This window comes from Viridibacillus arvi, from assembly GCF_001274945.1.
Classification (GTDB): Bacteria; Bacillota; Bacilli; order Bacillales_A; family Planococcaceae; genus Viridibacillus; species Viridibacillus arvi.
This window is the reverse complement of record NZ_LILB01000005.1, coordinates 1,620,582-1,634,112: the sequence shown is the minus strand read 5'-3', so window position 1 is coordinate 1,634,112 and position 13,531 is coordinate 1,620,582. Positions and strand designations below refer to the sequence as shown.

The 13,531-nt window shown below is 35.8% G+C and carries 15 protein-coding genes; 12 read left to right on the top strand and 3 right to left on the bottom strand.

Annotated features, from left to right (window positions below; all coding sequences use genetic code 11):
* Positions 1-11 precede the first annotated feature (11 nt).
* The 3 genes from AMD00_RS16955 to AMD00_RS16945 are packed head-to-tail and all read left to right on the top strand — an operon-like array spanning position 12 to position 3,125.
* Complete coding sequence (locus tag AMD00_RS16955) at positions 12-1,475, top strand: tagaturonate reductase (RefSeq protein WP_053418165.1); 1,464 nt, start codon at positions 12-14, stop codon at positions 1,473-1,475.
* Positions 1,472-2,482, top strand: coding sequence for a zinc-binding alcohol dehydrogenase family protein (locus AMD00_RS16950; protein ID WP_053418164.1), 1,011 nt, complete (start codon positions 1,472-1,474; stop codon positions 2,480-2,482). The genes AMD00_RS16955 and AMD00_RS16950 overlap by 4 nt, the downstream gene beginning before the upstream one ends.
* A gap of 13 nt (positions 2,483-2,495) precedes the next feature.
* Positions 2,496-3,125 (top strand): bifunctional 4-hydroxy-2-oxoglutarate aldolase/2-dehydro-3-deoxy-phosphogluconate aldolase, encoded by a 630-nt coding sequence (locus AMD00_RS16945; RefSeq protein ID WP_053418163.1) that lies wholly within the window; start codon positions 2,496-2,498, stop codon positions 3,123-3,125.
* Positions 3,126-3,160: 35 nt separating this feature from the next.
* On the opposite strand, the gene AMD00_RS16940 is transcribed toward AMD00_RS16945, so the two are convergent.
* Positions 3,161-3,676, bottom strand: a complete 516-nt coding sequence (locus tag AMD00_RS16940; RefSeq protein ID WP_053418162.1) for a winged helix-turn-helix domain-containing protein — start codon at positions 3,674-3,676, stop codon at positions 3,161-3,163.
* Positions 3,677-3,711: 35 nt separating this feature from the next.
* Positions 3,712-4,044 (bottom strand): winged helix-turn-helix domain-containing protein, encoded by a 333-nt coding sequence (locus AMD00_RS16935; protein ID WP_053418161.1) that lies wholly within the window; start codon positions 4,042-4,044, stop codon positions 3,712-3,714.
* Positions 4,045-4,250: 206 nt separating this feature from the next.
* On the opposite strand from AMD00_RS16935, the gene AMD00_RS16930 reads away from it, so the two are divergent.
* Both AMD00_RS16930 and bioB read left to right on the top strand, forming a co-directional pair.
* Positions 4,251-4,838 carry a biotin transporter BioY gene (locus tag AMD00_RS16930; protein WP_053418160.1) on the top strand — a complete coding sequence of 196 codons (588 nt, stop codon included), beginning with the start codon at positions 4,251-4,253 and terminating at the stop codon, positions 4,836-4,838.
* A gap of 5 nt (positions 4,839-4,843) precedes the next feature.
* Positions 4,844-5,845 (top strand): biotin synthase BioB, encoded by a 1,002-nt coding sequence (bioB, locus tag AMD00_RS16925; RefSeq protein ID WP_053418159.1) that lies wholly within the window; start codon positions 4,844-4,846, stop codon positions 5,843-5,845.
* Between the two features lie 70 nt (positions 5,846-5,915).
* Here bioB and AMD00_RS16920 read toward each other — a convergent pair whose 3' ends face one another.
* On the bottom strand, positions 5,916-7,001 hold the full coding sequence (locus AMD00_RS16920; protein WP_053418158.1) for a metallophosphoesterase: 1,086 nt from the start codon (positions 6,999-7,001) through the stop codon (positions 5,916-5,918).
* A 365-nt stretch (positions 7,002-7,366) separates the two neighbouring features.
* On the opposite strand from AMD00_RS16920, the gene AMD00_RS16915 reads away from it, so the two are divergent.
* From AMD00_RS16915 to AMD00_RS16885, 7 genes are all read left to right on the top strand, one after another.
* On the top strand, positions 7,367-8,326 hold the full coding sequence (locus AMD00_RS16915; protein WP_157059278.1) for an ABC transporter substrate-binding protein: 960 nt from the start codon (positions 7,367-7,369) through the stop codon (positions 8,324-8,326).
* 23 nt (positions 8,327-8,349) lie between these two features.
* The gene (locus AMD00_RS16910; protein WP_053418339.1) at positions 8,350-9,357 is read left to right on the top strand and encodes a FecCD family ABC transporter permease; all 1,008 of its coding nucleotides are present in this window, start codon (positions 8,350-8,352) and stop codon (positions 9,355-9,357) included.
* Positions 9,358-9,367: 10 nt separating this feature from the next.
* Positions 9,368-10,372 carry a FecCD family ABC transporter permease gene (locus AMD00_RS16905; protein ID WP_157059298.1) on the top strand — a complete coding sequence of 335 codons (1,005 nt, stop codon included), beginning with the start codon at positions 9,368-9,370 and terminating at the stop codon, positions 10,370-10,372.
* 15 nt (positions 10,373-10,387) lie between these two features.
* Complete coding sequence (locus AMD00_RS16900; protein ID WP_053418157.1) at positions 10,388-11,200, top strand: ABC transporter ATP-binding protein; 813 nt, start codon at positions 10,388-10,390, stop codon at positions 11,198-11,200.
* Positions 11,200-12,003: an alpha/beta hydrolase gene (locus AMD00_RS16895; RefSeq protein WP_245639545.1), complete on the top strand. Its 804-nt coding sequence runs from the start codon at positions 11,200-11,202 to the stop codon at positions 12,001-12,003. The genes AMD00_RS16900 and AMD00_RS16895 overlap by 1 nt, the downstream gene beginning before the upstream one ends.
* A 106-nt stretch (positions 12,004-12,109) precedes the next feature.
* Entirely contained in the window at positions 12,110-12,331 is a 222-nt protein-coding gene (locus AMD00_RS16890; protein ID WP_053418156.1) for a YdbC family protein, read from the top strand.
* A 177-nt stretch (positions 12,332-12,508) separates the two neighbouring features.
* On the top strand, positions 12,509-13,528 hold the full coding sequence (locus tag AMD00_RS16885) for a serine hydrolase domain-containing protein (protein ID WP_053418155.1): 1,020 nt from the start codon (positions 12,509-12,511) through the stop codon (positions 13,526-13,528).
* The last annotated feature ends 3 nt before the right edge of the window (positions 13,529-13,531 follow it).

Sequence of the window (13,531 nt, the reverse complement as noted above, 5' to 3'; positions counted from 1 at the left end):
GGAGGTGCAATATGCAAAGCACATATAAGCTTTTATGTAATGAAATAGTAGAAGCAGAGAGTAATAGAAAAGTTCTTCCTATTAAAGCGCTGCAAATAGGTGATGGAAATTTCATACGTGCTTTTCTCGATTGGATATTCTATGAATTAAACAATAAAGCAAATTTTGAAGGTGGTATTGTTTCTGTACAGTCAACATCAAGAGGCCAAGGTAATCGCAAATTACAACAACAAGACAATTTGTTTACCGTGCATAGTAGAGGGCTAGTCGATGGTAAAGCAAGTGAACAGACGACAGTAATTGACACCATTCAAGAAAGTATCAATCCATATGAGGACTGGACAGCTGTATTAAAACAAATGGAAAACCCCGAATTACAGTTTATTTTCTCGAATACAACTGAAGCTGGGTTGCAGTACACAATGGAAAAACGGTCAGCACATACTGCACAAAACTCTTTCCCTGGAAAGCTTGTTCAGTTATTATTCCATCGTTTCACCTTCTTTGACGGGGAAAAAGAGCGTGGTCTATATATTTTGCCATTAGAGTTAGTTGAAGAAAATGGACAAAAGCTGCAACAAATTTGTATGAAAGTATCCCAAGATTGGGAGCTGTCATCTGAATTCAAAAACTGGATGAAAGATTCGTGTTTCTTCTGTAATACGCTAGTGGATCGCATTGTACCGGGGTTTCCTGAGGAATCGGCAGATCTATTCCAACGCTATGGTTATAAAGATGAGTTGTTAACAATTTGCGAACCTTATCATTTATTTGTTATAGAAGGTCCAGAGAAATTACAGCAATTGCTACCTTATAAAGAAGCAAATTTAAATATTAAATTTGAAGATATTAAAAAGTATAGAGAGTTAAAAGTGAAAATTTTAAATGGTATACATACCATCTTAGCTTCCCAGGGTTTACTAATGGATTTGCATACAGTCAAAGAGGCTATAGAGCATCCAGTTATAAAGCCATTCATTATTCAAATTGTAGAAGGCGAATTGTGTGGGCATTTACATCGTGAAGAAAAAGAACAGACATTAGCGTATATGAATATTGTATTCGAACGTTTCCAAAATCCATTTATTCATCATAAGCTTGCAGATATTCGTTTGAACTCTTTCAGTAAGTTGAAAACGCGCATTTGGCCAAGCATTGAGCAGTATATAGAAATTAACAATAAGCTACCGAAGAACTTAATGTTTGCAATGACTATCGCTTTATTTGGCTTAAATCCACAACGTTTCACAGTGCGTGATTCAGAAGAAAATATCGCAACTTTAAGTGTATTTCAGCGTGAAATGTTAACAGAGAGAAAGCTAACTGTTATGGGCGATTTGCTTGATAAAGAATTTGGATGTCCGCCATTACAGCTAGCAGATATGGCTTTCCAAATGGTCTCTTATTGGAAGAATCTCGAACAAAATGATTTACAAACACTACTCTTGAAAACGAAAGGTGACGTTAAGTTATGAAGCAAATCGTCTGTCAACAACCATATGAAATGGCATTAGTTGATGTGCCAAAACCAACTATTCAGCAAGCAGATGATGTGTTGATTCACATAAAACGAATTGGAATTTGCGGTACAGATATTCATGCATATGGGGGTAATCAACCATTTTTCTCTTATCCACGTGTATTAGGTCATGAACTTGCTGGTGAAGTATCAGAGATTGGTCGCAATGTAGAGCATCTACAAGTAGGTGACCTAGTAACTATTATTCCATATGTTAATTGTGGACAATGTGCGCCATGTACAGCGGGTAAGACAAATTGCTGTACGAATATCCAAGTAATAGGAGTCCATGCAGATGGCGGTATGGGTGAATACTTAACAGTACCTTCAAAGTATGTCATTAAAACAAATGGTTTGTCTTTGGATGATGCAGCAATTGTAGAGCCACTGAGCATTGGTGCGCATGCAGTAAGACGTGCAAGTTTAACTGATGGAGAATCAGTTTTAGTCATTGGTGCTGGTCCAATTGGTATTGGCGTAGCCAGATTTGCAAAGCTGCAAGGTGCTACAACTTTCCTAATGGATTTAAGCGAAGAACGTCTTAACTTTAGTAAAGACTGGACAGATGCAGATGCTGTATTTCAACCAAGTGAGCAAGTATTAGATGAATTAAGAGAAAAAAATAATGGTCAATTGCCAACGATTGTTTTTGATGCTACTGGTAATAAGCATTCAATGATGAAAGCGTTCGAATATGCAGAGCATGGAGGAAAAGTAGTCTATGTTGGTTTAGTGAAAGATACAATTAGCTTCTTTGATCCAGATTTCCATGCTAAAGAGATGACATTACTAGGAAGTAGAAATGCTACTTTAGAAGATTTCCAATATGTTATTGATTCTATGCAAAACGGATCGGTAAAAGAGGGCTATGTTACAAAGAAAATCACATTCGAGCAAACACCTGAATACTTCCAACAAGGTGATTTCCGAACAAATAAAGCACAAATCACTTTAGAGAAGTAATGGAGGAATTCAAATGAATAAAGAACAAGCGCTTTTACGTATGAAAGAAGCCGGTGTCATCCCTGTTATGCGCGGTATGAAAACAGCTACAGTTATTGACCTACTACAAGCATTATATGAGGGTGGTTTAAAGGCAGTTGAAATTACAATCGAAGGCGATGAAGGCTTAGATTCTATTAAAGTTGCAAAAGAACATTTTAAGGAAAAATTACTTGTTGGTGCAGGCACAATTTTAAGTGGAGCAGATGCACAAGCTTCAATCGATGCAGGAGCAGATTTTATCGTTACACCAATCGTTGTGGAAGATGCCATTACAGTAGCAAAGGAAAATAACTGCTTTGTCGCAATTGGAGCATTCTCACCAACTGAAATTGCCACAGCATATTCATTAGGTGCAGATATCGTAAAAGTATTCCCGGCGAACACACTTGGGGCTGATTATTTAAAAAATGTTAAAGGTCCACTTCCACAAATTCCGTTAATGCCAACTGGTGGCATCGACTTAAGTAATATTCAGTCGTATTTCAACAATGGCGCAATTTGCGTAGGTGTAGGCAGTGCTATTTATAAATTCAACACAGCAGCTGAAATTACAGCTGCAGCTCGTGAATATGTTCAAGCATTTGAATCTGCTAAAAACTAATGAATTTTTTAAAAAAAGAGGTTGCTCATAGTCAATTATATTGGCTTATGAGCAACCTCTTTTTGCATAGTAATATTATTTTGAGTTTTTTCGTAATAAACTTTGCCATCTTCTGAAATCTCCCAATAACCATACTGAGAATCTTTGCGGATAAAGTTTTTAATATTCAGCTGTTGGCTAGCCCAACGAACATTGTTTTTCCATTGAGGTTCTTGACCATCACGCACAGTAATACGTGCTTCATCCTCAGTGATTTCGAATAGCTCACGCATTTCCTCGTATGCATCATTAATTGCTACGGGTTCATTGCGATTGTATAAATAAGCTAGTAAATTTGGCTCTATGTCTGTAGAGGTAGGAAGGATAGGACGTTTGTTTTTAATCTCCAAAGACAAATCCTTAAACCCGTTTCTCTGTATCTCTTGCTCGATTAGGAACCGTATAGAATCTCCGATTTCAGATTGAGCACCGGCCCATCTCATAATGCCCTCATCACTTTTTCGTAATCGTAAAGTTAATGAGTTTCCGGCATGATATTGCTCCTTTGACATATGTTATCCCCCTGGAAGCCGATTATATCGATTGATTAATTGAATTTTTTTAGACGAGAATGGAGATAAACTTTTTTTCCTTTTTCACTAATGCTCCAAAATCCTCGTTTTGCAGTACTCGTAGTATATTCCTTTTTCTTTAATTCAGTATGAGCATTTCTTACTTCATTTTCGAAAAGGCTTGCCCCGCTTTTTAGGGTTAGTTTTTGTTGTGCAGTAGTCAGTTGAAAAACATTGGCCATGGCTGTATATACATCTTGAATAGGTACCTGTCTTTCTTTTAAATAAAGAAATTCGAAAAGACGATTTGTGATAATTTTACGCTCCGGTAAGCCGACCTCTGGAGTTACAACGTTGACATTTGACATAATGTAAAGCCCCCTTAGTTAGTAGAAGCAATTGTAAGTAGCTGCTAATATATTCATTGTAACACAACGGAGTACATTAGTCGACAATGCAATGCATTGTATTATGTTTCCATGCGTTTGTGTTAACCTGTGTATTTTAATAGGTTGACACAAGGTGGTTTTTTTTTTACTATATTTATAAATACAAAAATATAAAGGGGTCTAGTATGACAACAAGTACAGTGAATTCTAAAAGTAAATTGAGAACAGTCGATTTAGTCTATTGTGCATTATTTGCAACACTTATGATGATTGGAGCGAATATTACTTCTTTTGCACCGTTTATGGTAGTCGGTGGCGTACCGATTACATTGCAGGCATTCTTCGCAATATTGGCTGGACTCGTTTTGGGAAGCCGACTAGGTGCCCTTTCAATTACGGTGTATATGTTAATCGGTTTAGCAGGTGCACCTGTTTTCGCACGTTTCGGAGGAGGCTTTTCCCAAATATTAAGTCCGACATTTGGTTTTGTTGTTGCATTTATACTAGTTGCATTTATTGTCGGTAAAATTGTAGAAAATAATCGTTCGAAAAAAATGTACATCACAGCAGCGATAATAGGGGTAATCGTGAGCTATTTGATTGGTACTAACTGGATGTATGCAGCATATATGTTATGGTTTAGCGCACCAGAAGCCTTCACTTATAAAATGGCGTGGCTTTGGATGATACCACCATTACCAAAAGATTTAATATTAGCTGTATTTGCAGGTGTATTTGGTCATCGAATACAAAAAGTGTTGAAGGTGAGGTAATCACGATGAATTATGAAGTTTTAGCACAGCAAGTTCTAGATGGATATCAACTGACAGATACCGAAGCATTAGCAATATTGAAAAGTCCAGATGAAGATTTATTACCTTTATTACACTCAGCTTATAAAATTCGAAATTATTATTATGGTAATAAAGTGAAATTAAATATGATTATTAACACGAAATCAGGTCTATGCCCAGAAAATTGTGGATACTGCTCACAGTCCATTATTTCAAAAGCACCAATTGAAAAATATGCGATGATGAAACAAGATGAAATTGTAGCAGGAGCGGACCGAGCTGCATCACTAAATGTAGGTACATATTGTATCGTAGCGAGCGGACGTGGTCCTGTTAATCGAGAAATTGATATTGTCGTAGATTCTGTAAAGGCTATAAAAGAAAAACATAGTGATATGACCATCTGTGCGTGCTTAGGTATTCTAAAGCCAGAACAAGCACAGAAGTTAAAGGAAGCGGGCGTTGATCGTTATAATCACAATATCAATACATCTGCTAATCATCACGAGAACATTACGACGTCACATACATATGATGATCGTGTAAGAACCGTTGAACTAGCTAAAGAAGCGGGTATTTCACCTTGCTCTGGTGTTATCGTCGGTATGAGAGAGACACAACAAGATGTGATTGCAATGGCGCGCAGCCTATATGCATTGGATGCAGATTCTATTCCAGTTAACTTTCTAAATGCAGTAGACGGTACACCATTGGAGGGTACACATGAACTTAACCCTCGTTATTGTCTAAAAGTATTATGCCTATTCCGTTTTATCAACCCATCTAAAGAAATTAGGGTATCAGGGGGTAGAGAAGTGAATCTTGGTACACTTCAACCACTCAGCTTATACCCAGCAAACTCTATTTTCCTAGGTGACTACTTAACAACGGAAGGACAAGCAGGAGAAAAAGATCGTCAAATGCTTGAAGATTTAGGGTTTGAAGTCGATTTGGAGCCCTTACAACATGAATTAAAAGTTAATTAAAAAATACCCTGTCGTAGATTATTACGGCAGGGTATTTGTGTGTACTGTATTTCTATAATATGAATTTATCTTAGAATACACATTCTTTAGGGATCCATCCAATCTCACCAATTGAATTTTTAATCAGGATATATCCATCTGTAGAATCATTTAAGAGCCATACTTTTTCTAATTCTTGAACTGAAAGAAATGTTGTACTAATTCCTCGGGTACATGTTGCTTTTCCATCAACAATTTGTAAATATTCGTTTTTGATCCATTGTTGTTGATGGAGATTTATATTTTCACAAAGCGTGAAATATTGATCTTGTTGAATGATTTGCATTTCATAATACGGATATGTAACAGTACCTATTCGATTTGTTGTATCGAAATGGTCTTTTTTTATAATGACTTCATTTGTTAAATCGTCAACATAATATGACGTATATTGATTATCCTGGATGATTAAAGCATTTATTTGACCGTCTTCTTTGATTCGATTTCCTCCATCTATTGCCGTTATTTTCTTATCCCAATCGATTAATGGGAGATGTGAAGTTTTTTTGTTAAATCTATAGTTTACAACCGGCCAATGTCCAACAATCACCATTTTGTCAGCTTGATGATTTTTTTCATAAAATGCACCTGCTTGTAAAGCGAATGCCTCCTCTGTTTGTTGCCAATCTTCTTTATTTTCAATTCCTGCATGAATCACTATGAATTCCTCTGTTTCGATTGCATGTGGTAGTTGTTCAAGCCAAGTTAATATTTCTCCAAAATGTAGACGATAATATTGGGTTAGTTGCTCTAAATTTTCAAAATCATTTAAGGGTTTATGATTGGTAGCTAGCATGTCATTTAAAATGGAATTTTTCCTTTTTTCAATATAGGGGAGAATACTTTGGTCACCATTTTCTACATAACGGAACAATACATCGCAATTACCTTTAGTGACATACACGTTACTAGAGTGATTACATAGTGTTCTAATGTATTCTACAACTTCTAAACTATTCTCACCTTTCTCACACATATCACCATTAATGATTAAATAATCATTTGTTGTGTAAGTAACTTTATGAAGCAATCTTTTAAATAAATCCAAGCTTGCATGAATATCTGAAACAATAATGACTCGCTTTTCTTTTTCTACATGAACTTTCTTCACTTTCATCGTGGTTGATCCCTCATTTATGTATAAGTAATAACAGTTCTTAATAATTCAATAAAATAAGTTGAAAATCCTGCTTGAATGGAAACAAATTTTTCCTTTACTATACGAAATAACGTAGAAATGTTGATTTGGCCTTTAGTATTTGTTATTGAAGAGTTCTATAATGTAGAGCATTTAAACATAACGATTTGCACTCATTTGAACATGTTAAACAAAATTATGCAGAACTTATAATAGGTGTTGACACTTTGTATATTAAGGGTTATATTGGTAAAAGTTATTGATATTGATAATCATTATCAATCGTTTAGCTGTAAATAAGTAGGCCTGCTTATATTAACTAATACATAAAGGAGATTTAATAAATGAAAATGAATAGATTTTGGATATTTGGATTAGCAGTATTTTTAGTAGCTTGTGGAGGGAATGAAACACCTCCAAAAAAAGAGGGAAATAAAGCTGTAGGAACGGAAGAAGCTGCTTCAAAAGAACAAACAATTACTTATTTGGATAAATCATATACTTTACCATCTAAAGTAAACAATATTATCGCTGCAAGTTTAGAATCTATGGAAGACGCAGCAATGCTTAATGTAAAACCACTCGGAGCGGTAACAACTGCTGGTAAACTACCAGAATACCTTGCTAGTGATTTGGAAGGTGCAACTTCTATCGGTGAAAAAATGCAACCGAACTATGAAACTATTTTAAAATTAAAGCCAGATGTTATTTTAGGTTCGTCAAAATATCCAGATGAAGTGGCTGAGCAGTTAAATAAAATTGGAACGATGATCCCTGTATCACATATTTCTACGGATTGGGAAGATAATCTACTTTTAATGGGTAAGTTGACAGGTAAAGAATCTGAAGCGGAAAAAATTATTAATGATTACAAAACAAAAGCAGAAGCTGCAAAAACTAAAGTAGCTGAAAAAGTGAAAGACAAAAATGTATTTGTAATCCGTATCCGTGCCAATAGCATGTTTGTGTATCCATCGGGTGTGTATTTAAATCCTGTTATATATGAAGATCTGGGAATAAAAGTTCCTGAATTAATTACTAAAACTGCTGCTCAAGAAGAGATATCAATTGAAACTTTGGCAGAAGTAAATCCAGATATTATTTTCTTACAATTCGAGGAAAGTGAGAATGATAAGAAAACTGCTGCATTAGATGACGTTTTGAAAAATCCTATCTTCAAAAGCATTAACGCTGCTAAAAACGACAAAGTATTTGTGAACGTAGTAGAACCTATGGCACAAGGTGGTACAGCTTGGAGTAAAGAAAAATTCTTAAATGCAGCTGTTGAAAATCTATCGAAATAATGTGTGAGTCTATGATAAATAAAATGAAGAAACCTAAATTTGTACCAATCCTAATTATGGGTACTGCGCCTCTCTTCATCGTATTTACAATTGCGTTATCGATCTTATACGGCACAAAGGATATTGATGTAACTACAATTTGGCTGGCGATTACACAATTCGATTCGGGTAATGTTGATCATAATATTATCATGCAATCTCGTTTGCCACGTGTTTTAGCTGCTCTTCTTGTAGGAGCATTTCTTGCAATATCAGGAGCTATAATGCAGGGGATGACAAGAAACTATCTTGCTTCCCCTTCTATTATGGGGGTAACCGATGGTTCAGCATTTGTAATCACGATTTGTATGATTTTTTACCCTGGCATGTCTAACTTTAATCTAATCATTTGCTCTATGATTGGTTCAGCTTTTGGGGCGGGGATTGTATTTGGTTTTGGTTCATTAATGAGAAATGGCCTATCTCCTGTAAGATTAGCCATTATTGGTACAGTTATTGGAACTTTTTTAAGTAGTATATCAGCAGCACTTTCTACATACTTTCAAATTTCACAAGATATGAGTTTTTGGTATAACGCTAAAATTCACAAAGTTGATCCCGAAGTTCTTTTACTTGCTTTACCATTTGGGTTAGTTGGTCTTTTTCTTGCTTTATACATTGCTAAATCAATTACTATTTTATCAATTGGCGAGGATATTTCGATTAGTCTTGGTCAGCGTACAAAATGGGTTAAGGCCATTAGTATATTAATAGTCGTTTGTTTAACCGGTACTGCTGTGGCTCTTGTTGGGAAAATTGGTTTCGTAGGATTAATTATTCCTCATATTACGAGATTTCTTGTTGGAGTTGATTACCGATTTGTCATCCCTTGTTCAGCGATTATTGGTGGGGTCTTTTTAGCACTTTGTGATGTTGGCAGTCGATTTATTAACTTTCCGTTTGAAACGCCAGTTGGTGTTGTTACATCGTTAATTGGTGTACCTTTCTTCCTCTATTTAATTCGTACGAGAGGGGGAGAACGACGTGCATAAACAACGTTTTATGATGAAAATTACAGCCGCTATTTTGCTTATTTTTATAGCTATGTACATTCATATCACCAATGGCACTTTCGATATGTCGATTAAAGATGTAATTACAACATTGTTACGAATTAATCCAAATGATGATTTTGATCTAGTTATTTTTCAATTCCGACTTCCTCGAATTGTTATTGCGGCTCTTGTAGGTCTAGGGCTAGGTATAGCGGGTACGGTTATTCAAGGAATAACAAGAAATGGTTTAGCCGATCCTGGAATATTAGGTATCAACGCTGGTGCGGGTACTTCTATCGTAGTATTTATGTTTCTTCTACAGATGCAGTTAGTTGCATCTGGTAGCTCTAACTGGGTATCGATATTAATCATGCCTTTATTTGGCTTTGTAGGTGGATTAGTTGCTGCGATTGTTATATATAGCTTTTCATGGCGTAATGGCAAATTAGATACGCAGCGTCTAATTTTAACGGGTATTGCCATTAGTTCAGGATTTGGTGCACTTTCAATGTTCATTTCTCTTAAAATGCGTGAAAGCGACTTTGAAATGGCGACTGTTTGGATGACTGGAAGTATCTATAATGCAAACTGGATTTTCATCGTTGCTATGTTACCTTGGCTTCTGATTTTGATACCTATAATCTACAGAAAAGCGTATTTACTAGATTATTTACAGCTTGAAGAAGCAAGCGTTAAAAGCCTTGGAATTGAAATTGAAAAAGAGAAATCGATACTGCTTTTATGTAGCATCGGTGTGATAAGTGCATGTGTAGCAGTATCAGGTAGTATATCCTTCATTGGATTAATGGCTCCTCATATCGCAAGACAACTTGTAGGTATACAACATCGGTATGTCATTCCTATGAGTGCTGCAGTAGGAATGCTACTAGTCATCTTCTCTGATTATATTGCAAAAACAGTATTTGCCCCTGCAGAAATTCCCGTAGGTATCATAGTAGCAATTTTAGGTGTACCTTATTTTCTATATTTATTAGTTAAATCAAAAGCGTAAAAGGAGAACCGATAAATGGTGACTAGTGTTATTAGAGCGAAACAATTGACGGCGGGATATGAAAAAGTTACGGTTTTCTCAGATTTGAATACGACAATTAAAGAAGGGAAAATAACAACAATTATCGGTCCAAATGGATGTGGTAAATCGACATTATTAAAAACAATTGGACGAATCCTAAAACAACAAAGTGGTAATGTATTTTTACAGGAACAAGACATGAAGACGATTTCGACGAAGGAGATTGCAAAGCAATTGGCACTCTTATCTCAAAACCCAGAAGCACCTTTACAATTAAAAGTAGAGGAGCTTATTTCTTACGGTCGCTTCCCACATCGAAAAAATGTAGGTACTTTATCAAATAAAGATATTGAAGTAATTGAATGGGCTATGGATATAACGAAAACGACTGCTTTTCGTGATCGAGAAATCGCTCAACTTTCAGGTGGTCAACGCCAAAAAGTGTGGCTAGCAATGGCTCTTGCACAAGAGACAAGTATTTTACTGTTGGATGAACCGACGACTTATTTAGATCTTGCTCACCAACTTGAAGTGCTGAAGATTGTAGAACGTCTAAACAAAGAACATCATTGCACAATAATAATGGTATTACATGATATCAACCATGCAGCCCGTTTTTCGCATGAAATTATCGCAATGAAAGATGGAGAAATTATTACCGTCGGCACACCTAAGGAAATTTTAGAAAAAGGTACTCTAAAGCAAGTGTTCAATATCGATGCACGCATAATGATTGATCCAGATAATGGGGCACCAGTGTGTTTTGGATATGATACTTTTCTAGAGCAGGAATTGGGGGAGAAGTAGTGAAAGTAATAAATAAAGTCACTCAAGACAATACAGAACAATGGCTATACTATTCTGATGAAATGGATTATTCATATGATATAAAAGTGTCATTACCTAGTTCACCCCCACCTGTAGATGGCTATCCCGTTATTTATATATTAGATGGGAACTCATACTTTCAATTTGCTCAAGGCATAGTAAGTTTGCAATCTAGAAATGCACCGAAAACATTGGTGAATGAGGCGATTATTGTAGGTATTGGGCATCAAGGTGAGGGGAAGGATGCATCCAAAAGAAGATTTTATGACTTTACTGCACCTGCAAATAAGTATGTTTATCCAGATCGGCTAAAGGGTTTTGATGTTGGTATCCACGGAGGAGCGCAGAAATTTCTTAATTTTATTGAGTTAGAGTTAAAACCAAAAATAGAAAGACGCTATTCTATTAATAAGGAAAAACAAGCTCTGTTCGGACATTCTCTCAGCGGTCTTTTTACATTATGGACACTTTTTACAAAACCAAAAGCTTTTCAAACTTATCTAGCTTTAAGTCCTTCAATCTGGTGGAATGATCATGAAATTTTAACATACATGGATGTATTTCTGAGACAATCTGAAGCGTATGAGAAGAAGAACCTTTACATTGCAGTAGGTGAGTGTGAGGGCTTTATGGTTGCCGATGCAAAACAAGTGTTCAGCCGATTAAGTACTGATCAACAAAAGTATGTGGAATGTGAATTTTACTGTGCTCCAGAAGAAAATCATGCGTCTGTCGTGCCTACAGTCATGAGTAGAGCAATTCGCTTTGCAAATAAGAAATAGAAAAGTTCTGATATAATGGATTATTACGAGGCTATGGCGCTTGGAGTAACATGCTGTTAGTTAGCCCAAATGATGAAGTTATTAAAGTACAAAGGAGTTAGAGTAAATGGCAGAACTAAAATACGAAATCGTAGAAAACATTGCGGTACTTTCTGAAGGTGCTAAAGGTTGGCAGAAAGAATTAAATTTAATCAGTTGGAATGATCGTGCACCTAAGTATGATCTACGAGATTGGTCTGAGGATCATACGAAGATGGGTAAGGGTGTAACGTTAAGTTCGGAAGAGGTTCAGAAATTGAAAAAGGCGTTGCAAGAATTGACATTATAATCAAGTGCAGTTTTTATGTAAAGATTGACTGTAAAGAGTTATCCGCTAATATGACGGATAGCTCTTTTTCTATTTGTATACTTTCTGTAAAAAAATTTCAGAAATTCGCTTATTATTTGTTATTTAATTTCATATCGTAATAATACGGAAAATCTAAAAAAATACAAGGGTGTTGTCATGATAGATGAGTATATCAAACAAATAATTCAACAAAAATTACTTCCGGGTGCAGTTATTAGTGTACAGCAGAATTCGAAGCATTTAATAACCAAGAGCTATGGACATTTCATAGGGAAGGATTTGCAATTGCATGCAATCACAGAGAATACCCTTTTTGATTTGGCTTCTTTAACGAAGGTCGTTGCTACATTACCAGCTACCTTATATTTATTAAGCAGAAATGAACTTCAACTTGATAGAAGTGTATCGGAAATTATACCAGCATTTCGTTTTCCAAAGGTAACGATTCGACATTTGTTACAACATAGTTCAGGATTGCCAGCAGGGTTAGTACCAAAAGTAGAAAGACATCATACCAGGGATGTAATGAGTGAAATATTAGCATGTGATTTAGTCTATATTCCAGGGCGATTTGTCGCTTATAGCGATCTAGGGATGATTTTATTAGGAAAAATAGTAGAAAAAGTGACAGGTGAATTGTTAAATCAATTTGTGAAACGACATTTTTTTAATCCGTGGAATATGCATAATACACAATTTTTATTGCCGGATAACCAAAAATATAACGCGGCTACTACTGAACTAGTTAGAGGGAAATATGTCCAAGGAGATGTACATGATGAGAAAGCGCTTTTACTAGGCGGTGTATCTGGTAGTGCGGGCTTATTTTCAAGTGCAAAGGATTTACTTTTGTTTTCAGAGTATTGGTTAGGTATTCGACATCAGTCGGTTATTCCATTCAATTGGATGGAGTCAGCATATAAGAATACGTTTTTAGGAAGGGGTTTTGGGTTTGAAGTGCGGACTGGTGAAGAACCATCAGTATCCTTTGGAAAGAGGGTGAGTGTAGGCGCTTTTGGACATACAGGATTTACAGGAACTAGTATTTGCATGGATCCTGTAAAAAAATCTTCTATCATATTATTAACGAATGCAGTGCATTATGGAAGAAATAGCTCGATTCGAGAAATAAGAAGGCAGATTCACGACCTGGTTTATGAGGAATTTCTTAACTAATAT